Here is a 23,229-nt window from a genome sequence, read left to right as displayed (position 1 = left end):
CGTGCTGATAGCGCAGTTACTAATGGTGGTAATAAGAAAAAAGGCTGCTACAAAGAAATCATTTGCCAATATGATTACTGTTATACGGCTTCACCTGATGAGTTATGTAGCCTTGCTGGAGTTTATCTAATACGTAGTTCCCTTTATCAACCACTTCCGCAAATACATCCTCGCCATCTACTTCCACACGCAACGTTGATTTCCCCGACAACTGCCCGATGTTTACTAATAACGGTTGATAGCGTCAATGCAGACAGCCTTATACACAATGGAAATGAACTTTACTACTTCAATTGTTCCATCATCACAATCGCTGTATATAACACCCCGGCTTCGCCCCTGAAAGTGCCGGAACCCCGTGGCTTGTTATCAACCGAGTACCATTCATAAAAACCTTTATTATCCTGTACACGTTTTACCATCGGTTGTATTTGTTCATACGCATCTTCTGTAAACCCGTATTTCACTAACTGCTGAATCATCCTGGCACCAAACCATGTCCAGTCGCCACCATTCTGGTAACTGTAAACAGGATTCATAATTTTATTAACGAAGTAACCTTCTGGATAAGGAGGATAAAGCGTAAGCCCAATGGAAGCCGCACCAGCCTGCTGCACTCTTTTTTTCATCTCTTCCAGTGATGTTTTTATTTCCTGCCTGCTTAATAACCCGGCTTCAATAGCAACAGCAGTTCCACCGAAATAATAAATTTTATTCTCATCAAAATCGGCGGGGAAAGGCGAACCTTTCAGGTAGATATGCGGAATAAATTTTTGCTGTTTGTTATCCCACAAATACTTTCTGCAGTTTTTAGCAATACGCTTTTTTATCTTATTCCATTTCTGTTTGGTGGAAGGATCTATTTCCATCAAATTGTTCAACGCAACAATCAACATGGCATTATCATAAATATCAATTGCAGGATGCGTATTGTTATCCAGGTCTACGCCCCAGCCATGCTCCGGTTGCACATCGCCCCAATCAGCAGTGGTAGCGCCAATGATCAATCCGTATTGCTCATTAAACCGGTGGTTCATCAAAAACTCCATCGCCCACACCAATCTTTCACTTACCGTTTTATCACCAACCTTTTCATTTAAAATTGTTTTATCGCCTGTAAGTTGAATGTATTTGTAAACTGCTTGTACCAATGATGTTTCCTGATCGGTTTCTACCGTATTTTTATGGGCGGCGTAACGAGTCTCTAATTTTGAATATGAAAAATCATACGCAACAGCACCCACTTTTTCAATTGGCGTAAATCCGTCTATAATATTCCCGTCATCGCCCTGCATCCTGAAAAACACCAACAGGTTTTCTTTCAACACTTCTTTTGGATTCACCTGTGCAGCCAGTTCAATAAATGTGTTGTAATCACGAATCCACACTTCCCGATATCCATCGCCTGCATTAAAACCTGTTTTCATTACTTCCAGTGCCTTGGTTTTTACAAAGGCGAAGTATTGATTGCTCCTGATCTTTTCAGCAAGTGACTCGTTGCCTGGTTTCTTTACCTGTGCGGCAGTTATAAATGCAACAGACAGAAATAACAACAGAGAAGTGCTTCTCTTCATTTTCATACATTTCATTTTAAAAAAACCTTGACCTCTTTGTTTTAGTGGAAACCCGGGATGAACCTATTTATGCGCTCCAATAAAACTTCTATAACAAAATCAACAAAACTCATTTATCAAATGTATATACATTTATACATATAATCTAAGATTTTTGATTATTTTTACCGGCACGATTTACTTTTATCAAACTGCTCCAAAAAAAGTAATATTTTGCCTTTATAGATACGTATGACCTTTACACTAGACCATAAGAGCCCTATCCCGTTGCACATTCAGACAGAGGAACTCCTTAGAAGGATTATTAAACAGCCACAGTACCAGAAAGGCAAACACCTGCCCAATGAAATCGAGCTTGCCAAAAAGCTTAATATTTCCAGGGGAACGTTGAGACAGGCAGTTAATAAACTGGTATATGAAGGTCTGCTGGTAAGAAAAAAACGCTTTGGCACTAAGGTTAACAACACAGTAAGCTCAAAAGCTTTGAATTGGCTGAGCTTTTCGCAGGAAATGGCTGTACGGGGAATACCAATTAAAAATTTTGAGCTTAACCTAAGCTGGGTCAAACCTGAAGAAACTGTAGCCAATTTTTTTGAAATACGGGGAAACAAGAAAGTGTTAAGGTTAGAAAGATTAAGGGGACGACCGGAAGTACCATTTGTTTACTTTGTCTCTTTTTTCCATCCGCGGATCGGACTTACAGGGGAAGAAGATTTCAAAAGACCATTATATGAAATTCTGGAAAAGGATTATCAGGTTCTGGCAAATCTTTCCAAAGAAGAAATCAGTGCAAGAGCTGCCGACAAATTTTTAACAGGTAAATTACAACTTGACTTAGAAAGCCCAGTCTTACTTAGAAAAAGGTTTGTTTTTGACCAGGCAGAACGTCCGATAGAATATAATTTAGGCTTCTACAGAGCCGATAGTTTTATCTATACAATTGAAAGCAGGAGAGAATAAGAAAGCCATTTCTATCAGAATTGCTGGAAGTCTTTTATTTCTTGTATAACAGGTTGCAATAGATTGCTTCAAAATCAAACTTCTATTTTTTAGCAGCATAAACCAATAATCAAATTTTTCGTTCACTTCAATTTACTTACCCTACATTTTAGGGAAGGCCTTTGAATTTCTTCCATCAACTTCACCTTGCCGGTAAACATTCCAGCTTAACAATTTCATTTCATCTTACACTCCTCCCACCAACACCCTTGAGGGCTTAGAAGAATATATTTTTGCCAAAAATCAAATTTAATAATATGTTTGTACATATGAACATATTATTTACCAGATAAATGCATGCTTGAAGGTTTGTCCCTCAGTAATTAAATTTTTATTCTCAATAACTCTTCCCAATACACCAACTATTCTAACTGCAATCTTTTCCTTTTTGTTGCTACTATGCACAATAATACTGAACGAGAGGGTTGATTGGGAGATGCTGAAATAGTCTTCATCAAATACAACTGATTGTTCTGTTACAGTTGTAACGTCTTTTGTTGCCGTATTAAGCTATAATATTCATAAAAAAGCGGTTTGGTGAAGGTATTTATTTTTTCAGTTATTGTATGATTATCCTTCAGCTTTTGAATTTTAGCAGAAGACTTTTGTGCATACGAAAAGGTGCTGAAAAATAAAAAGAATGTAGCGTACATTAACTTGAAGTACATGTTTTATCTTTTTGATTTATTAATCTCTTCCTTATTAGTACAATTCGAGTTTGATCCCATATTTCAAATGCTTTTTAAAATCTAAAACTTTTATTTCTTCCCTCTCGCTTTTTTCACCTCTTCCGCTGTTATTGCACTTGCTTTATTTCCAAAACTATTGCGTACATAAGTAAGCACATCGGCAACTTGTTGATCAGTGAAATAATTCAGTGGCGGCATAGCATTACTATATTTTTCTCCATCTACATCCTGCTGGCTCAGCCCTTTCAATACCACATTAATTAGACGGGTTTTATTACCCAGAACATAACTGTTTTTAATGATTGGTGGATTCAGATTGCCTACTCCACCCCCGTCTACCTGGTGACAGGTAACACAACTCTGCATGTAAATCGCTTTACCAGCACTCATGCTTCCTTTTGAAACTGGTACAGCTTTTACAACAGGTTTGGTTGTTGCACTGATCTTTGTTGAGGCAGGAGTTGCTGTTTTCTTAACTGTTGTTGCCTGTTTTGTACTTAATGATTTGGCAGCTATTTTTTTAACTACGCTATCTTTTTTATTGTAGGAGATTTTAAAGATCGTCCCTTTCACATCGTCAGTAACATATAAAGAACCATCAGGGCCTTGTGCCAGTCCGCAAGGACGGTGATTGCCACGGCCGGAAGCAGTCTTTTCCGGTGAGCCGGAAAAATTATCGGCGAACACTTCCCAATCACCAGATGGCATTCCATTTTTGAAAGGTTGAAACACTACGAAATAACCTGCCTGCGGTTCGGGAGAACGATTCCATGATCCATGAAATGCAATAAAGGCTCCGTTCTTATACTTTGCGGGAAACTGGTTGCCGGTATAGAACAATAATCCATTAGGAGCCATATGGGCGGGATAAGCAGCAGCCGGATCAATATATTCACTGCTTCCTTCTTTTTTCCCATCCCCTCCATATTCAGGCGCCATTATTTTCTTTTTTTGCAAGCGATCATAATAGATAAAAGGCCAGCCTGCATTATCATCCTTGTTCAGTGCATACATACACTCCGCCGGTATTTCTGCATTATCCTTTGTTGTAAAAAGATCGGGGAAAATAAAATTGAGCTGATCTCTCCCGTGCTGCATAACAAAGAGTTTGTTGCTTTCATAATTCCAATCCACTGCCACTACATTGCGAAGTCCGGTTGCATAGCGGATACCATCGGCATAGGTCTGGTCTTTTTTATCCCGTTTAAACATCCATACACCACCGCTTGTTTCCAATAGCGGGCAGCCTGCTATTCCCAAAGATCCTTTCTGCCGGTCTTTTTCCTGGCAGGAGTTGGTAGGACAGCCAATGGGTATATACATATTTCCTTCTCCATCCATCATAATGGATTTCGTTTCATGTGTGCCTTTGTCTACCAAACCAGTAACAATCCGTTCAACAGAGTTGGTATCGACTTCATTGTTGGCATCTACTTTATAACGAAAGATCTCCGAGTTAGAAGAAGTATACAAATAACCATCCCGCAGATAAACGCCGGTACCACCATAATTACCAAAGCCAAATTTCACCTTAGCTTTTCCATCTTCTTCATGCAACAGCAGTGTGCCTTTTCCATTGACCGGTCGGGCCAACCGCACATAAATATCGTTTTGAGGCGTAACCAGCAAATGTCTTGTCTTACCGAGATTTTCCGCCAACACAACTGCTGAAAAACCCGGAGGTAATTTTAAGCCCGTACTGTCAGAGGATGTGGTTTGTGTTGTGCCTTTAAAAGGCAAAAGCAATAATAGAAAAATGGTTGCCAATAAATTGTTCTTTGACGAAATCATTTCCTTTTCCTTAACCATAAGATTCATTAACGTGATTGATTTTTATAGAGTAAAAATTTTTAAACTGCGGAATAACATAATTCTGTATACCTGGTAAATGGCCGAAAGAATAGAAATGATGCTTCTATTCCTTCAGCACCGCTTTATTTACCGCCATCAACTACCTCAATTTTATCCTTCAACCTGGTATCTTCAGAAGAACTGCCCACCATGATATCAAAGAAGCCAGGCTCTACTACAAAACGATGCGTCTTCTCATCATAGAATGCAAGTTTTTCTGCAGGCACTTCAAACTTTACTGTTTTCGTTTCCCCAGGATTTAAACTGATTCTTTCAAACCCTCTTAATTCTTTTGAAGGCCGTTTTACACTGCTGGCTACATCATGTACATAAAGCTGCACCACTTCGTCGCCTTTTCTTTTACCTGTATTTTTTACAGTAACACTCATTGTAATTTTTCCATTCGCCTTGATCTTTTTTGACGCAATTTTCAAATCACTGTAAGTAAAAGTTGTGTAGCTTAAACCATGACCAAATGCAAAGAGTGGTTTACCCTGCAGATACATATAGGTAAACCCTTTTGTTACATCATATTCATCTACAGAAGGCACTTGCTCTTCGGATGCATATACAGTTAATGGAAGTTTACCACCGGGATTTACATTTCCAAAAAGTACATCAGCAATCGCATTACCGCCTTCTTCTCCTAACCACCAGGCTTCTAAAATAGCAGGTGCTTTTTCTTTTATTTCAGGAATAGTAAGCGGGCCTGCATTCATTTCTACAATGATGGAACGGGGATTAACAGCGAGTACTGCTTTCACCAGTTCCTCCTGGTTACCTGGCAACGTGAGTGAAGTACGATCCCTTCCTTCTGCTTCAATAGCCAAAGAAGTACCAACATACAGTATCACTACATCTGCTTTTTTCGCCGCTTCAATAGCTTTTTTCAGTTCTTCCTCTTTGTTAAAAGGCGCAGCCGTACTATCTTTTGATGGGGCAATCTGACCACCTGCTACAAACAATATTTCCGTTCCGGGCTGCATCCTGTTTTTTATTCCCTGTAAAGGAGTTACTGGATCTTTTGCTTTACCACTATAACCACCAGCGGTAAACACATTAGCATGAGGGCCGATAACAGCAATCGTTTTGATTTTTGTTTTATCCAAAGGCAACTCATTGTTTTTGTTGCTCAACAACACAATCGCTTCCTGTGCTGTTTTTAAAGCCAGTTCACGATGTGCTTCGCTTCCAATAACAGAAAGAGGAATTTTGCTATAGGGCACAAGAGTTTGCGAATCAAATTCACCTAATAAAAAACGGGTACGCAAAACACGAAATAGTGCTTCGTTCAATTGAGCTTCTGACAACAGCCCGTTTTTAACCGCAGCCGGTATATACTCCATAAACTCCTTGTCAGAAAAATCACAACCGGCAATTATTGATTTGGCTACGGCTTCTTCAAAACTCATCTTTCCTTTTTCATGGCCTTTAACCATTGTATTTACCCCACCTAAATCTGAAACCACAAAACCCTTGAATCCCCATTGTTTTTTCAGTATATCCGTCAAAAGCATTTTATTGATGTTGTTGGGAACTCCATTGATAGCATTATAAGATGCCATCACTGAATGGGCGCCACCTTCTACAATACAATCGCGAAAATGCGGAAGCCAGAACTCATGCAACATCCGTTCGCTTACCGTACTTGACAATTTCATTCTATCTCTTTCTACATTATTAACCGCATAATGCTTGAGAGTAGCCGCCAGCTTCAGGTATTTAGGATCAGTTCCCTGGAGACCTTTGATGAAAGCAACTCCTATTCGTCCGGTTAAGAAAGGATCTTCGCCATAACACTCGTTGATACGACCCCAATACGGGTTACGGCTAATATTAATAACAGGGGCCCGGTATATCAGGCCTTTCTTATCACCTTGAAAATTTGAATCCTGGTGCCATCCATTATAAATGGCACGGGCTTCATCTGAAATCGCTGTAGCTACTTCATTAATCAGCTTCGTGTTCCAGGTGGCTGCCATAGCAATGGAAACAGGGAACATGGTTGTGGGTTTATTCCACACTACACCGTGCAAGCATTGGTTCCAATTATCCGACTTAATAGAAAAGCGTTCCACAACCGGCCCCTTGTGATTCAGGAGGATGGCCTTCTCTTCTATAGTTAACCGGGAAATCAAATCTTCCACCCGTTTTTCAACAGGCTGGCCGGGATCAAGATAAGACGCTATCTCCTTTGCTGATGTTTGCGCAAACAGATTACCCTGGAAAGCAACCAGAAAAATGATGCTTGTTATCCGCTGAACAATTTTCATTTTATAGTTTTAATATTTAATAATTGACTTTTTCAAAATAATTCTGCGCATTGGATTCAATGTTTATGAAATCTCTTATCATGACGCCATCACTTTACCAATCCATTTTTTTTAAATGACATTTAGTTTTTGAACAACATTTATGAAAATGGAAAAAAATGAATTGACTGAATCTTATTTGTAGCGTTTCAAATAGCCCTTGCTTTTTTTAATAGTAGGTTCATCCAAAAGCTGGAAAGAAGAAGCAGGCCCCAAATCCGGATCGGACCATTGGCTCAATGCCCATACCAATTTTTTATCTCGTGTTACTTCTAAAATTTGTACTGAACCGGGCCAGTCTTCGGGTTTCTTAATACCATTGGGACACCAGTTTGTAATAACAGTGTTGCCATTGGCTAATCTTACTGCGACTTGCGGAATGTATAGTTTGAAATCACGCAGATCGTTCTGGTTCACTTCCCAAACAGTTTCACCGTTTTTGTTTACTTCGATAACAAAACCATGATTACTGGTGATAAGTGTATTCCCATTCTTTAAGCGGGTAGCCAACCATGGCGATTTTACATTTATCGACCAGATTTCTTTTCCACTCCAATCGTATTCAGAAACCTTACCTGCATCCATGTGAGCAGCAAGAAGAGTACCTGCCTTCGTCATGCGAACCCGACGGAACTGTCCATGCGGCTTAGGACTACCTGTGGGAAGTGTCAATTCTTTTTCTGTCTGACCGGTTTTAATGTTAATCAGTTTTATAATTGCAGGGGCCCCGTTTATCACCATTAAAATTTTATCGGTGCCGATTGGTTCTACCGAATGGATCTCCGTGCCTTTTGGAGCTTCATAATTCCAGATCATTTTTTTATCGGGTGTTATTTCGCTGGCGCCGGTCTTCCGGCAAAATGCAATATTTCCATTGGGCCGCATGGTAGCATCGCCCAATTCTTCCATCTCGCCTGTTGCAGGATCATGAAATGGAATATCATGACTCCAGACTATTTTTCCTTTGCGTAGGATGTAAATAGTTTGCACCGGTTTGCGATAATCCCATTCTCCTGTATACAAAAAATCATGTTGCTGCAAACCCAAACCGGGTAATGGTTTTCGAATGGGACTTATACTGTCAGTATACGTTTTGCCTTGTGCAAAACAGATGGCTGTAAACAAAAAACTTCCGAGGAGTAATATGTAGTTTAACCGGAACATAGTTATCATGTAATCAAATATTATAAACGAAGTATTAATTTTTCATAACAGGCTCATTTGTCCATTTCGCATCAACCAGCCTTAGGATGTTTAAGGGATTGCTGTTCTGTAAAGCCTCAGGCAATAATTGATCAGGAAAATCCTGAAATGCAACAGGACGCACAAAGCGATAGATAGCTGCGGTACCAACCGATGTAGTGCGGCCATCGGTAGTAGAAGGAAAAGGCCCGCCGTGTTGCATGGAATGACATACTTCTACACCGGTTGGATAAGCTCCATAAATTATTCGTCCTGATTTTTGTGTAATGATCTCCACTACCGGCCGCAATGTTTTTTCATCTGTATCCGTAGCATGCACAGTTGCTGTTAACTGGCCTTCTAAAGATTGCAACACTGCCTGTAATTCTGTTTCTGTTTTACACAAAACAACCAATGATGCCGGCCCGAATATTTCTCCTGATAAATTTTTGTTCTCCAAAAAATTGGCAGCACTAATAGTATGCACCACAGGTTGTGCTTCGTATTTTTCATTGTCTGCTTCCTTAACGGATTTAGCTAATACTACAACTTCCTTTTCAGCTTGCCGAAACTTTACCCCTTCTTCATAAGCCTTGCAAATATTTCTGTTCAACATAGTGGCGGGTGAAGTTGCAGCGATTTCCTGAGCAAGGGCCTGTAAAAATTTCTTTGAAGTATCACTATCGATCATCAATACCAACCCCGGATTGGAACAAACCTGACCTACACCCAACGTTATCGATGCGGCCAGGTCTTTAGCTATTTTTTCTGCTTTTGTTTTTAGGGCTCCTTCCAATAAAACAACAGGATTGACAGCACTCATTTCCGCATACACAGGAATTGGATCAGGTCGTGATGCAGCAGCATGGAACAAACGCATTCCCACATCTCTTGAACCGGTAAACCCAACTGCTTTTATTCCCGGATGCTGCACGAATTTTATCACATCAGCATGCGAAAGATATACGGATGAAAAAACACCTTCGGGTATGCCGGTTTTTTGGGCTGCCTTGATAATGGCTGAAGAAATTAATTCGTTTGTACCGGGATGTGATGAATGCGCTTTTATGATCACCGGGCATCCCGCCGCTAAAGCCGAAGCAGTATCTCCGCCAGCAGTTGAAAAAGCCAAGGGAAAATTAGAAGCACCAAAAACTGCTACGGGACCAATAGGAATAAGAATTCTTCGTATGTCCGGTTTGGGAAGAGGTTGACGCTGCGGCTGTGCAGTATCAATGCGGGCATCGACCCACCAACCATCTCTCAATAATTGAGCAAACATTTTTAATTGATTGCAGGTGCGTCCTCTTTCGCCAATGATACGGGCTGCGGGCAAAGCTGTTTCCGCTACACAACGTTCGATCAATACTTCACCCAATGCCATTATTTCATCAGCAATAGCATCCAGAAAAGCAGCCCGTTTTTTAAAGGATGTTTTTTGATAAACAGTAAATGCTTTCTGAGCTAATTGTAATGCATGTTCCAACTCTTCTTCTGTAGCATAATAAAAATCACCATCTAAATATTGGTTCGTTAATGTAGAAAAGGCCTGAAAGGATTTACTGCCTTTTTTACTACCAACAAATCCCGTAATGTTTGAACCCGTTATTGTTGTTGTCATAACTTTAAACTTTTTTTTATTTTTTAAATCAAGGAGACCGGGAGACAGTAAACAGAGAAATCCCCCCTGCGTTACCCTGTGTTCTTTGTTTCTCTGTGGCTCCATTCATTAATATCTAAACTGCTTCCAATTGTTTTTTACCCTCAGCATGTTCATACAATTCTTTATTTTTTACAAAGGGGCCTGATAAAAAAAGTAAAATCAAAATGCCAATCACTACCAAAACACCAAAGCCAAGAAATAAAATATTGTAAGCACCCACGTATCCTGCTGATGCTGAAAATGATTTCAGGGTTATTCCGGATAATGCCTGGAAAATAGCGCCGCCAATACCATTACCGATGCAAGCCAGGCCCCAGGCGGAAGCGGATGCGCTTTTAGGAACCACGTCCGCTGTAAGAGCTAATGCATTGGCAGTATAAGATGTGTAGCCAAAGCCCGACAACCCAAAAACGATAAGGCCGGACATCGGAGTAGTGACAATAAACGGCGCCAATAGCAAAGGCATTGCCATCAGTATACCCGACAGGGCTAAAGCCAGCCTTCTTGCCTTGGGTATAGGCATTCCTTTTTTAATAATGAATTGTGTAAAATAGCCGCCAACAATATTGCCGACATCCGCCATGATAAAAGGGATCATAGCAAACCATCCGATCTGTTTCAATTCCCAATGATGCACATCGGCGAGGTACCGACCAATCCAGAAGGTTACAAAATACCAAACAGGTTCAATAAAAATTTTTGCCAGCAGCAATCTTGAAACAAACTTGTTTTTTAACAGCTTGAATGCGGGAATAACTCTTGCTTTTGAATCTGTAGCCGATTGCCCCGGTGTGTAATAGGTAAACCAAAAAACAGCCAGCCATAAGTATCCAAATAGAGCCAGAATGATAAAGGTGTATTGCCATCCATATCTCATCGTCATCACAGCCACTAACGGAGGAACGATAATAGCACCGATTGCAGAACCGCTGTTAAAAATTCCTGATGCTGTTGACCGCTCATGAGGTGGAAACCACTCGCCGGTAAGTTTTAAGGCAGCCGGCCAGTTGCCTGCTTCACCAATGCCTAATAAAAAACGGCAGACCCCAAATTGCAAGGGTGTGATAGCAAAAGCATGAAAAAGACCTGCTGTTGTCCAAAAGGCCATACAAAGCGAATAACCGATTCTTGTTCCCAACCTGTCAATCAGCAAACCAGAAAAAGCATTTGACAACATATAGGCTATAAAAAAAGCTGTTCCGATATAGCCGAAGGCATCATCTGGAATCAGTTTACGCAACTCACCATCAGCACTTAAATAATTAAACGATAAGCGATGAACATAATTTAACACGGTCGCAAAAAAAGCGAACCCTATCATCATCCAACGCATTCGTAATGGCTTACTTTCTGTTAGTGATCCGGAAATATTATTCATATGGCTGGCGCAATATTATTTTACAAGGATACCCGGGATGCTATTCCCTGAATAGATTTTACTTCTATTAGTTCTTCTTTCTTTGTTTCTATTACAATTGGATTTATTAAAGGGCGGCCCATGCCTTTCCAGTAAACCTTCATCTCATCACCTGTTTCTAACTCTACCCCGCCGCCGAAACTAAAAGCATCAGCGCCAAAAAAATGAACATGGGCTTGAAGCGGTTGGCGGTGATCGGAATATTTGAAATGGTGATACTCCAGATTGGCTAAAGAATGCGCCATATTTTTTTCGCCTGTATGTATATCAGCCGACCAAAACTCTTTCTTGCTTCGAAGGATGCTTACGGTTCCTTTCAAATTTGTAAAATCAGGATCAATGACCAATTCCGGTCCTATGGCACAGTTGCGCAATTTGGAAGGCGCCAGGTACAAATAATTTTTTCGCTCCATGACATGATCCGAAAATTCATTGCCGGTTGTAAACCCTATGCGAAAAGGTTGTCCCATTTTGTCAATGATGTAAACACCTGCTACTTCAGGTTCTTCTCCGCCATCATTAGCATATGCCGGTGCAGACAACGCTTGTCCATGACCATTTAAAATAGCTCCCGTCCCTTTATAAAACCATTCGGGCTGTACACCAATTTTTCCGTTTGCTGGTTGTCCGCCTTCCAGTCCCCATTGATACATTTTCATGCTATCAGTGAGGCTGCCCTTATCTGCCTGGTGCATCATTTGCCGGTTGAGGGCACTATTCTTATGTGTAAGTCCTGTACCGGATACCAAACAACTATAAGGATTTTCAGGACAATCAAAGGATGGCAATAAAGACCACTCTTTATCGCCTTTATAAACAACATCGTACTCTAATTTGGAATCGGATAGATGTGATTCGATAGTGGATTTAATATCCGCTTTCAAATCGATAGCTTCCAAAGCCAGGTCATATACAGAAGTAACATGGTTCAATAAAACCAATGATGGTTCCTGCACCAACGCTACTTTTCTTCCCAACTTTGGATGTGCCATCTGCACCAGCCGTATGTTTTCTTTCATGTGTTAATTTTTATTGTTTTTTGCCACATGGAATTCGCCATAAAATTTTCATCGGTGGTTGGTATAATTTACCTCGAAAATTTTATGGCTCATTTCATCATTTTTTGTTTTAGTAAAAAAAATTAAACAGCAACCCATCCCCCATCTACAGAAATACAACTGCCTGTTGTATAGCTGGAAGCAGGACTTGCTAAATACAACGCTATGCCGCCGATTTCATATAACTCACCCCAACGTCCCATGGGCACTTTAGCAATAAAGGCTTTATATTTTTCAGGGTCGTTTAATAAGGGAAGGTTCAAATCTGTAGCGAAAGGACCAGGCAATACAGCATTTACGGTAATTCCTTCATTGGCTACTTCCATAGCTAAAGAACGGGTTAGTTGCAGAATTGCGCCTTTACTGGTGGCATAAGGTGTTCGCTCAGGTATAGCGGTTACCGAAAGCATGGAACCGATATTGATAATTCTTCCATATTTATTTTTTTTCATTACCGGCATCACTTCGCGGCAAGCCAACCATGAACCGGTAACATTTACCTGTTGCACCTGATTAAAATCAGCTGCTGATAAATTTTCAATAGCCCCCCGGATATTAATGCCTGCCGAATTGATCAAAATGTCAATCTTTCCAAAGTGATTGAGTGTTTTAGCGACGACATCTTTAATACTTTGTTCATTCGTAACATCACAGTAATTGCTGATGCAATCCACCTTATAATCACCACGTATTTCAGAAGCAGCTTTTTCATTTTCTTTTTCATCTCTCGCTGCAATAGATATAGATGCTCCTGATTCCGCTAATGCCTTTGCCATCGAAAGGCCTAATCCCCGGTTACCACCAACAATTAATGCTATATGTCCATTCAGTTTAAAAAGATCCAATATTCTTTTTTGCATAATTAAAGTTTACAGGTTCACACGTGCCCGTTTAGAAGATTCGTGTTCGACAATTTTAAATTGATCTAAATATTCTTTTTTCAAGGTTAATCCCATTCCGGGTTTGTTATCATCCAATTGAAGCTGTCCATTTTCTGCGATAGCTTCGCCATCGAAAATATACCAGAACATTTCATTACCCACTTCAATTTCTGTTTGTGGAAAATATTCGGCCATCGGAGAAGCAAAAGAACTCATCACTACATGAAGGTTATGCATTTGGCCACCATGGGGAATCACTTCTACACCATGAACTAGTGCCATGTTGCATATCTTTTGCGCTTCCGTAAAACCTCCGACACGGTTGGTATCGAATTGAAAAATATCCAGTGCACCAGCTTGCAGAAGATCATGAAATCCATAGCGGGTATATTCATGCTCGCCACCAGAAAGTGGAATAGATGTGCCCTGTTTCAATTTTGCAAAATTGTGTATTTCATCAGGCAACAATAACTCTTCGACCCAGCGAAGGTTATAAGGTTCCATTTCTTTTAGCAACTGTTTCGCATAAGGATAATTAAAACCCATGTATGCTTCCAGCATAATGTCGACATCGTCACCCACTGTGTCCCGAACCACTTTTACCATCTCCACATTCTTTTTCAATCCCTTTATTCCTTCCGTCATCGGATAACCACAACGCAGCTTCATGCCGGTGAATCCTTCTTTTTTAAAATGATCTGCTTCTGCTTGTAAGCTTTCGAGGTTACGGGTATACAAACGGCTATAGTAAGTGGGAATAGCTTCTTTGGTACGACCACCCAACAGCATGAACACCGGTTGGTTCATCACCAATCCCTTAATATCCCACAAGGCGATATCAATAGCACTGATGGCAGCAATTACAGCTCCTTTTCTGCCATAGGCTACTGTGGAGCGATACATTTTTTCAAAGAGATATTCTGTATTCAGTGGATTTTCACCCAGCAATAAAGTAGACAGTTTTGAATCAATGATTTGTTTGCTAAGATCCGGACACAAACCGGCGTTTCCATATCCAACATGTCCTTCGTCTGTTTCTACTTCAACCACTAACCAACTAAAAAAACGGAAAGGAGCCTGTGCATCACTTTGAAAAGGCAAGGCACTTAATGGTGTGGCAAATATGGTGTCGCTTGTTTTTACCGGACCTTGCCACTGATACAACTTTGTTCTGATTGCTTTGATTTTCATATTTGTTATTGCATGTTTTAAGAAAAGATATAGCGTCTATTCGATAACCGTCCATAAAAAACAGGCGCCGTCTTTACGATCGGGCCGGGTTCCCGGCGCATCAGCTGAACAAAGGCTTTTTGCATTAGGATCGGCAAATAGGTATTTGTGTGTATAGAGCGATATTAGCATCAGGTCGCCGCGAAGCATGTCCTCCCATTGAAACTGCGAAGATTCGCCCTTTTCCTCCTTCTCAATACGTACTTCGGCCATCCCTCCTATCCCTTTACTGTTACCCAACCGCTGTCAGCTATAGATTGCAATGCGATCCTTCCATTCCCTTTATCTACTACTCTGAATTTCGAATTATTGCCCCCGGCCAGTTTATCATTGGCAGCAACAGGCCTCACAAAACCTTTCCAGTTCACCAGTATGGTACTGTCGGCCAAGCTAGTGAGTGTAATTAATTTACCGTAAGGAATCGGATTCGTTAAACCATGCGCTCTTGGTTCATCTACTATAAATGAGTTATAGTCCACATAACCACCATCTGTGTTATTGGTATTAAAGTTGAAAAGACTATAGCGTACTCCCTGGAATGTTCTTCCCTGGAATATCATGATATATTCATCACCCAGCCAGTTATAATTTATTCCATCTGTGCTGTAGCTGAACATAGCTTTCTCGGTATCAAAGTTGCAATTCGCCCGGAACCAGATGTGTGTGCCGTTCAGTTTTGCCGTTGCCAGCTTACCACTCTGCTGATCAAACTGCTGTATCTCTAAACCATCGGCTTTCCTGGCGACACCAATCCAGGCATAGGGCAGATTCAAAAGACCAAGGCCCGCCACATCCCCAGGCATCAGCGAACCCAGTTCTGCTTCTGCGGTTACAATTGACTCGGGGCCTATGGCCCGCTGCGTGAGTGTATTTTTTGCCATCCAGAAATCTGTTGCCGGCAGCGAACGGAGCCGCAGGTATCCCTTCTTGGCTTTCAGCGACCACTTTGCATCAACAGGCACATGATTCCATTGCCATACCGGCTGAAGTTTGGCGGAGGAGAAGTCATCGCTTCTACGGTAAGGTGCATGCGGTGTTGCAGAGAATCCTGTATTTGGCTTCACCCATGTTTGGGGACTGCGTGTAAGATTTCCGGGCAAGCCAAAGTAGGGCCATCCATCCTGCCAGGTAACAGGTGAAAGACACACCATTCTGCCGACAGAATTATAACCCATCATTGACCATCCCCACCATTCACCCGACTGTATCTGCACGATGCCGCCCTGGTGCAGGGGCATGCGCCCCAGGTAGTTTTCAACCGGAGCCACCAGTTGAAAAGGAGGAGTGCTGCGTTCATTAGCTAACCGCCATCCCGTACCTATCCCAAAGCTTTCCTTTGCACTCATCACAGTTAATTCATAAGGTCCGCGAGGTTTATCGGCCCGAAGGCATACCTGGTAGCAAACGGGGTCGTAGTTCGCATTGGTGATATAATATTTCCCATTGATCTTATAAAAATGGGAACCCTCACCGGCGCCGCTCCCCTTCGAAACGATCACTTGTTCACTGCCGGGTTTAACATCGGTAAGCGAATCATTCAGTTCGGCCATATGAAGCTCATCATATCCCCACACTACATAAATCTTTCCATCATCATCAAACAGCACAGACAAGTCATGATAACTTCTGTTCATTTTTGTATGCGTCCAAGGGCCCTTAGGATTAGTGGCGGTGAACAGGTGCGTATTGAAGCGGTTCACGTTACTGAAGATGTAGAATTTACCGTTATGATAGCGGAAACAAGGCGCCCAAATGCCCTGTCCGTAAACGTTACGGCCACCTTCAAGGCGAAAATCGGGGCCCAGATCGAGACGCTCCACTGCATAACTTAAAAAATCCCAGTTTACGAGGTCGCGGGAATGTAATACCGGAAGCCCAGGCATGGCATGCATGGTAGTTCCGGTCAGATAATAATCATCGCCCACCCTGATCATATCAGGATCAGAGAACTCATCAAAAAAAAGCGGGTTGGTGAATGTACCATTACCGTTATCAGCTGTCCAGATAGGAGCTTTGGGTGGTAAGGGTAATGTATTTTGAGCAACTGCCACGAATGGCTGAACAAGCAGCACCAGCAGGCAAAACAATACTGTTGAAGAAATACGAATCATAAAAAAATGTTGCTGGTTTTAATGAATTAACTGACGGCCTAAAAAGCTTGCACCACGCATTTTCTTACCATGACAACTGCAACAAGGATACACCCTGGCGAGGCAAGTCGAATTGGATGAGTGCCTCACCATTGTTTGTCTTTATCCATCCGGGGGAACCAAGCATTTGTAATTGCCCTGCTCTCTCCAATTCTGCAATTTGCGCAGGGGTTGGATTTTGTGGTGAACCCATCTTTTGCCATGCTGTATAAGAATTGCTATGCTCCTGGTCGATGCGGTAATGCGTTAGCAAAACCATTTTCGAAGGGATGCCTTTGACAGAAACTGTTACCGGTGTAGCCGGCACATTCAAATCATTTTTATCATGATAGTTCCAAATCATCACAGATGCAGAACGATTATTTGCTGCAGCTATTCCATTTATATCCGGGTCGCTTTTGCGAACACTGGAATCACGCACAGAAATAAAGTTGTGAACCGAGTTAGAGATTACAGGAACCCTGTTACCGTCCATCTGGCCAAACATGCGAAAAACATTCAGCACAGGTTTGTCAACACTGTTTGTAGCCAGATCTCTGAATCCACGAAACCAGGGTTGATTCTCAAATTCAAAGGCCCATGTTACGGCACCTAATAAATTTACTCCTCTATCTTTTGCCAGATCATATTTCCTTGCAAAAGAAGCAGCAGTATAGCTGGAGTAAAGCGTTCCATTTCTATAACCATTATTAGGAAAAATATCAGCAGGACAAGCAGCACATCCTTCAGGATCTGATTCACCAATAATGATCGGTAAATTTTTCAATGTAGGGAACGAAGAAATAATTTGAAAGCCTTTATCAATATGCCGCAATTGTACGCCTACATTCATCCATACAGTATCATTAATTACTCTCGGTTGCCCCTTGGCGTGGAAAGTTATAAAATCAAGTGGCGAACCCTTTTTGCCTGTAACATAATTTTTGCCGTTTACTACGTGCTCCAAAAATGTTTTTAGAAAATTACCGGCTTTTTCGCTTCCCGGGTTAGTAGTCTCAGGTCCTCCGATTCGAATCGTTGGCAAAGCTCTTTTAGCTGCATCTGCGGTGTAATCGTATAACTTTATATACTCTTCCATCGTTCCCTTCCAGTAGGAAATATCCGGTTCATTCCATAGTTCCCAATACCAACTTTCCACTTCTTTTTTACCATAACGTTCCACTGAATGTTTTACCCATTGATAAACCAGCTCCGCAAATTTTTCATAGCTCTTAGGCGGAAAATTCCACCCCGTATAATGTTTTTGCTTCACTCTTGTAGGATCGGTGTAAGTGCTATCCGACTGCGGATTGATGGATAAAGCCTCCGGCATAAATCCTATTTGTGCAATGGGCTTCATGCCACGTTGAATATAAGTGTCGAAAATACTGTCAACAATCTTCCAATAATATATAGGCTTACCATTAGCATCTTCTGTATATGCATTGGTTGATCCCCATTTCAGCATTGCAGTTCCATCACCAGTTGTAAGCAGATTGTGTGCTCTTACAAAAACAGGCACGGGGCTAAACTGTGAAATTTCTGTAAGCAATTTTTTACCATCCTTCATATAAGTATAGTTTGGCTCGTCATAACCAAACCAGGCCCAGATAGGTTTTAGGGGTTCGTTGGATTTTTTATTTAGATCGACTTGTATAATAACGGGCTTAGCAATATCCTGTGCTTTTACAAATCCTATTGATGCAAAAACTAAAATTTTTAATGCTAAATATTTCGCTTTGTATAACATCATTTTTTTTTTTGAGTTTACTGAATACCTACCAGTCTAGTTTTAGTAAAGAAACACCCTGCCGTGGCAAGACCATGTTTATCATTGCTTCTCCATTTTTGGGTTTTATCCATTGTGGTGAACCTAGTAACTGTAATTGCCCTGCTTTTTCCAGTTCAGCTATTTGTTCATCAGAAGGCCTTTTTGGTGATCCCATTTTTTTCCATACTTCATAAGAATTGCTATGTGTACTATCTATACGATAATGCTGTAACAATACCTGTTTATTTGGCAAGCCTTTTAACCGAACGGTTACTAGTTCTTCTTCGCTTTTTATATCATCATCATGATAGTTCCATAACATTACTGTAGCCGCATCAGCATCTTTACAAGCCATTCCATTGATATCCGAATACGACTTACGGAAACTGGAATCCACCGCTGTTCTTAAATCATATCCATGGTTTGATGTTACGTTAACTCTATCGCCTTTCATCATGCCAAACATGCGAAATACATTCAACACCGGTTTGTCAACACCATTGGTAGCAAGATCCCTGAAGCCAAAAAACCAGGGCTGGTTCTCAAACTCAAACGACCAGGAAACAGCACCTTTAAAATTTACTTTGTATTGATCGGCCAGAGCATATTTTCGTGCAAACGAAGCTGCGGTATAGCTGGAATACATAGTTCCATTGCGATAAGCATTTTCAGGATTCGTATGCATGCCGCATGCAGCACAGCCTTCGGGGTCTGATTCACCAATAATAATAGGAATATTTTTTAACTGCGGATAAGATGCCACCAGTTTAAAACCGGCTTCAATATCCCTTAATTGCGCTCCCATATTCATTCTGACATGGCCATCTACCAACCGTGGCGAACCTTTTGCATGAAACAAAAATGCATCAACAGGCGCACCAATTTTTTTTGTAACATGATTCACTTCCGAAAAGCAATGTTTCACAAAAGCATGCAACCATTTTTGAGCTTCCTTACCACCTGTTCCGGCAATATTAATACCACCCATCTTAGCAGTGGGTAAAGCCCTCTTTACCGCATCAGCAGTATAATCATACAACTTAAAAAAATCTTCCATGCTGGCTTTCCAATAATGACCGTTGGGTTCGTTCCAAAGTTCCCAATACCAGCTTTCCACTTCTTTTTTTCCATAGCGTTCCACCGAATGTTTTACCCATTGATAGATCAGCTCCGCCCATTTGTTATAATCTTTTGGCGGATAAGCCCAGCCGGTTATAATATCTGTATAAGGATCGCCCGGTTTCCAATGATGGCGGTAGGTTTCAGGATGGGTAGACAAAGCTTGCGGCATAAAACCAATTTGTGCAAGCGGCTTCATTCCGCGCTGTATGTAAGTATCGAAAATGCTGTCAACGATAGTCCAATTATAAATAGGATTACCCTTCGCATCTTCTGTATACGCATTGGTAGAACCCCATTTCAAAGCTGCTTCTCCATCACCTGTAACGAGTAAACTATGCGTTCTTACATATACCGGCACGGGAGATAAAGCAGAAATTTCAGAAAGTAATTTTTTCCCATCCTTCATGTAAGTGTAGTTGGGTTCATCATACCCAAACCAGGCCCAGGCGGGATACATAGGGCCAATTTTTTTATTCAAATCAACATTGATAATGGCTGAACCGTTTGGGATTTTCAAGTTTGATTGCGCAAAACCATCCAGTGTAAAAAACTGGAAACTATAAATGATACCAATAATTATACCCCTGTATTTAAATGAACATTTTTTAATCATGTCTTATTCCTTTTAGTAGTTAAAACTTTTTTTTTAAATAATAAGAGAAGAGCTTTTTCTATCTACTTCAATTGAATCTTTTGAGGCTGTGTATACAATAGTTCAGCCACTCCCGTTGTCTTAACACCTACTCTTGCAAAAATGTACGCATCATTAGCGATGCTTGCAGGAATGTTGACATTGAGTGTAACGGGCTGGCCCAAAGTGATAGCCGCCGCCGTTACCTGTACATTAGCTGAATTATTATTTTGGTCTACAATCAGGTTGGGTCCAATATAAAGTTTCGCCAATTCCAGCGTTTTAACGGATGTATTTATTTCAATAGTGAATGTAGCCTTTACTGCTGCCCCATTTTTTTCGAAGCTGGCATTCTTAATTAAAAAGTAAGGTTCTACCGGTACATCTACATTAGCCGATCCATTAAGACTTACATTGATGGTATCCGTATTATCTGCCCATGGACCGGCCCCTGCCGTTCTTACCAATTTATAATCTCCGTCTGCAAGAACTGCAGAGAAGCTGCCGTCCTGTGCAACATTAAGAGGGATCTTGCTGAATAGCTGAAATCCGGGTTGCCAAAGTTCAAATTGAACACCTGAAGACCTCACTCCTAACGGTTGCCCCTGGTATATAACTCTACCGGCAAGTGTTGAATTGGGTTCTTTTAAATTATCTTTTTCACAACCTGATAATAGCATGATTAAAAATGCTGATAAGGAATATATATATAGTTTCATGTGTTAATTTTTATTGTTTTTTTGCCGCATGGAATTCGCCATAAAATTTTCATCGGTGGTTGGTATAATTTACCTCGAAAATTTTATGGCTCATTTCATTTTAAAATTTTTAATGAAATGGATTAGGAATAATTTTCGAATTGTTATCCAGAACATTTTGTGCAATGGAAGAATAATAATTACCCGGTCTGAAAAAACGCGGCACTTTAAATCTTGGTGCAACAATTTTATCGAACACATATTTACCATCATCCGGATGACCGGGACGAACAATGCGATACGGATAAAGAGCATATATATTTGCATCGGTATTGGTTGTTGTTCCATCCCAGATCTTATCAGCAATTCTCCATCTGATAACATCCCAAAGACGATGATCTTCAAAAGCAAGCTCTACTCTTCTTTCATTTTGAATTTTTTGAATAGTCAGAGAGAAAAGGCTGTTTGCAGGAAAACCGGCTCTCTCCCTGATCTTGTTTATATAATTTAAGGCATCTGAACTAAGTCCTAATTCAAAAGCAGCTTCGGCAGCGTTTAAATAAATTTCACCAAGGCGGAACAGAACCCACCAGGTATCACTTTGCGCAGCTAACGTACTGGCGCCGGGAGTAGCATCAATATACTTGCGCATATAAAAACCGGTATTGGATACAAAGGTGGTGGTACGATGTGGTCCATCTAAACCCGTAAGTGTTTTGCCATCGGTATAATTACTGTTGAGTGCCCCTTCTACCCGATCGTATTTGTTAGCTGTGGCGTTCCAAACATAAACCCCTGTCTGCATTTTCAAAGGCTTACCCGCAAACGAAGATCCGGGATACATAACAGTGCCATATAGACGGGCATCCTTATCAGCAAATATGTCCTGGGGATTTGAATAAAATATCCAGTTTGCCTGTCCTGCTGCAGTGTTGCTGCCCGTACCTACACCTTTTAATGTGCCTGCAGTGCCATCGAGGTATTCAAAACTTTCAACCAGGTTTAAGGAAGGTGAAATATTAGAAGATCCCTGACCAGCTTCTTCAAATAAAGAACGGGGGATATTGTTAAATGTAAACGTATGTCTCCTTCCCTGGGCTTTGAGATAATCTGTAGCCATGATGACTTCCGTATTACCATTTTTATTTACGATAGCATCATAGAAATTTTCACCAGGGTTAGGATTGGTTTTATAGAGCGAATAACCGCCGTTGTTAATGATCTCTATTGAAGCATCTAATGATTTTTGATAATACTCCGAAGCTTTTGAAACAGAAATCCCTACTTCTCCTCCCGGAAGCGAACTATTGGTAAAGCCGGGCTCATTATTGTATTTGGCTATAGAACCTGCATATAGCATTGCCCTGCTTTTCAAGGCAAGAGCTGTGAATTTATTTGCTCTCCTTTTACTTCCCGCATTTCCAAGGGCGTCTTTGATTGCATCCACCTCGCTCGCAATAAAATCATATACTTCTTCCTCTTTATTGCGGGGTTGTTGCAAGGGAGTGGGGTCGCCTTTACCATCATAAATTAGTTGTTTGGTAACAATTGGCACACCGCCCATTCTTTTTACCATTTCAAAATAATCCAGTGCTCTTAAAAAACGCAATTCGGCAATGTACTGGCTTTTGAGAGCAGGAGTAAGTTCTATGGAGCTTGATTGTGTAATGTTGTCGATTGCTACATTGACGTCTCTTATATAACTATAATCCCAGATGCGCCATCGATCAAACCCATAGTTAATCAGGTTATTTCTTGCTTCCAGGTCATTGTTGTTTAACCCCGACCACATACCTTCATCGAATATGGTAAAGTTTTCAGGTCCTGCTGCCAGCGAAGCATATTTGGGTATGCGATCATAAAGATTAGCCAACACTGAATTGATAAGCTTTGGATCCTTCCATATCTGCTCATCGGTAAAAATTGTTTGTGGTTCTGTATCCAGCAAATCATCTTTTTTGCAGCAAAAAGACAAGAATGCCAAAACGGTGACTACGAAAAATTGAAGTATATTTTTCATAT

Annotated in this window: 16 protein-coding genes and 1 pseudogene; 2 read left to right on the top strand and 15 right to left on the bottom strand. The window is 40.9% G+C overall.

The window, feature by feature from the left end:
* Positions 1 to 284 precede the first annotated feature (284 nt).
* Positions 285 to 1,580, bottom strand: a complete 1,296-nt coding sequence (locus P2W73_RS04160; RefSeq protein ID WP_276500723.1) for a glucosidase family protein — start codon at positions 1,578 to 1,580, stop codon at positions 285 to 287.
* Between the two features lie 225 nt (positions 1,581 to 1,805).
* Between P2W73_RS04160 and P2W73_RS04155 the strand changes: the two are divergent.
* Together P2W73_RS04155 and P2W73_RS04150 are read left to right on the top strand one after the other, a co-directional pair.
* Positions 1,806 to 2,021, top strand: a pseudogene (locus P2W73_RS04155) (GntR family transcriptional regulator); the annotation flags it as partial.
* A 36-nt stretch (positions 2,022 to 2,057) separates the two neighbouring features.
* Positions 2,058 to 2,534: a GntR family transcriptional regulator gene (locus tag P2W73_RS04150; protein ID WP_276500731.1), complete on the top strand. Its 477-nt coding sequence runs from the start codon at positions 2,058 to 2,060 to the stop codon at positions 2,532 to 2,534.
* Between the two features lie 797 nt (positions 2,535 to 3,331).
* On the opposite strand, the gene P2W73_RS04145 is transcribed toward P2W73_RS04150, so the two are convergent.
* The 14 genes from P2W73_RS04145 to P2W73_RS04080 form a co-directional block, all read right to left on the bottom strand.
* Positions 3,332 to 5,080, bottom strand: a complete 1,749-nt coding sequence (locus P2W73_RS04145; RefSeq protein ID WP_276500722.1) for a PQQ-dependent sugar dehydrogenase — start codon at positions 5,078 to 5,080, stop codon at positions 3,332 to 3,334.
* 116 nt (positions 5,081 to 5,196) lie between these two features.
* The gene (locus P2W73_RS04140) at positions 5,197 to 7,386 is read right to left on the bottom strand and encodes a glycoside hydrolase family 3 C-terminal domain-containing protein (RefSeq protein ID WP_276500721.1); all 2,190 of its coding nucleotides are present in this window, start codon (positions 7,384 to 7,386) and stop codon (positions 5,197 to 5,199) included.
* Positions 7,387 to 7,560: 174 nt separating this feature from the next.
* Positions 7,561 to 8,598, bottom strand: a complete 1,038-nt coding sequence (locus P2W73_RS04135; protein ID WP_276500720.1) for an outer membrane protein assembly factor BamB family protein — start codon at positions 8,596 to 8,598, stop codon at positions 7,561 to 7,563.
* 25 nt (positions 8,599 to 8,623) lie between these two features.
* The gene (locus tag P2W73_RS04130; RefSeq protein WP_276500719.1) at positions 8,624 to 10,228 is read right to left on the bottom strand and encodes an aldehyde dehydrogenase (NADP(+)); all 1,605 of its coding nucleotides are present in this window, start codon (positions 10,226 to 10,228) and stop codon (positions 8,624 to 8,626) included.
* 115 nt (positions 10,229 to 10,343) lie between these two features.
* Positions 10,344 to 11,648, bottom strand: coding sequence for an MFS transporter (locus tag P2W73_RS04125; RefSeq protein WP_276500718.1), 1,305 nt, complete (start codon positions 11,646 to 11,648; stop codon positions 10,344 to 10,346).
* Positions 11,649 to 11,668: 20 nt separating this feature from the next.
* The gene (araD1, locus tag P2W73_RS04120) at positions 11,669 to 12,706 is read right to left on the bottom strand and encodes an AraD1 family protein (protein WP_276500717.1); all 1,038 of its coding nucleotides are present in this window, start codon (positions 12,704 to 12,706) and stop codon (positions 11,669 to 11,671) included.
* Between the two features lie 122 nt (positions 12,707 to 12,828).
* Entirely contained in the window at positions 12,829 to 13,605 is a 777-nt protein-coding gene (locus P2W73_RS04115) for an SDR family NAD(P)-dependent oxidoreductase (RefSeq protein ID WP_276500716.1), read from the bottom strand.
* Between the two features lie 9 nt (positions 13,606 to 13,614).
* Positions 13,615 to 14,817 carry an enolase C-terminal domain-like protein gene (locus P2W73_RS04110; protein WP_276500715.1) on the bottom strand — a complete coding sequence of 401 codons (1,203 nt, stop codon included), beginning with the start codon at positions 14,815 to 14,817 and terminating at the stop codon, positions 13,615 to 13,617.
* A 36-nt stretch (positions 14,818 to 14,853) separates the two neighbouring features.
* Complete coding sequence (locus P2W73_RS04105; protein WP_276500714.1) at positions 14,854 to 15,069, bottom strand: hypothetical protein; 216 nt, start codon at positions 15,067 to 15,069, stop codon at positions 14,854 to 14,856.
* 5 nt (positions 15,070 to 15,074) lie between these two features.
* Positions 15,075 to 16,967: a glycoside hydrolase family 43 protein gene (locus tag P2W73_RS04100; RefSeq protein ID WP_276500713.1), complete on the bottom strand. Its 1,893-nt coding sequence runs from the start codon at positions 16,965 to 16,967 to the stop codon at positions 15,075 to 15,077.
* Positions 16,968 to 17,031: 64 nt separating this feature from the next.
* A complete protein-coding gene (locus tag P2W73_RS04095; protein ID WP_276500712.1) occupies positions 17,032 to 18,738 on the bottom strand; it encodes a GH39 family glycosyl hydrolase in 1,707 nt (568 codons plus the stop codon).
* Between the two features lie 25 nt (positions 18,739 to 18,763).
* Positions 18,764 to 20,491 (bottom strand): GH39 family glycosyl hydrolase, encoded by a 1,728-nt coding sequence (locus tag P2W73_RS04090; protein ID WP_276500711.1) that lies wholly within the window; start codon positions 20,489 to 20,491, stop codon positions 18,764 to 18,766.
* A gap of 62 nt (positions 20,492 to 20,553) precedes the next feature.
* On the bottom strand, positions 20,554 to 21,228 hold the full coding sequence (locus tag P2W73_RS04085; RefSeq protein ID WP_276500710.1) for a DUF3823 domain-containing protein: 675 nt from the start codon (positions 21,226 to 21,228) through the stop codon (positions 20,554 to 20,556).
* Between the two features lie 109 nt (positions 21,229 to 21,337).
* On the bottom strand, positions 21,338 to 23,227 hold the full coding sequence (locus P2W73_RS04080; RefSeq protein WP_276500709.1) for a RagB/SusD family nutrient uptake outer membrane protein: 1,890 nt from the start codon (positions 23,225 to 23,227) through the stop codon (positions 21,338 to 21,340).
* Between the last annotated feature and the right edge of the window lie 2 nt (positions 23,228 to 23,229).

The organism is Terrimonas pollutisoli, assembly GCF_029360765.1.
In the GTDB taxonomy this organism is placed as follows: Bacteria; Bacteroidota; Bacteroidia; order Chitinophagales; family Chitinophagaceae; genus Terrimonas_B; species Terrimonas_B pollutisoli.
This window is presented reverse-complemented; position numbering and strand designations above follow the sequence as displayed.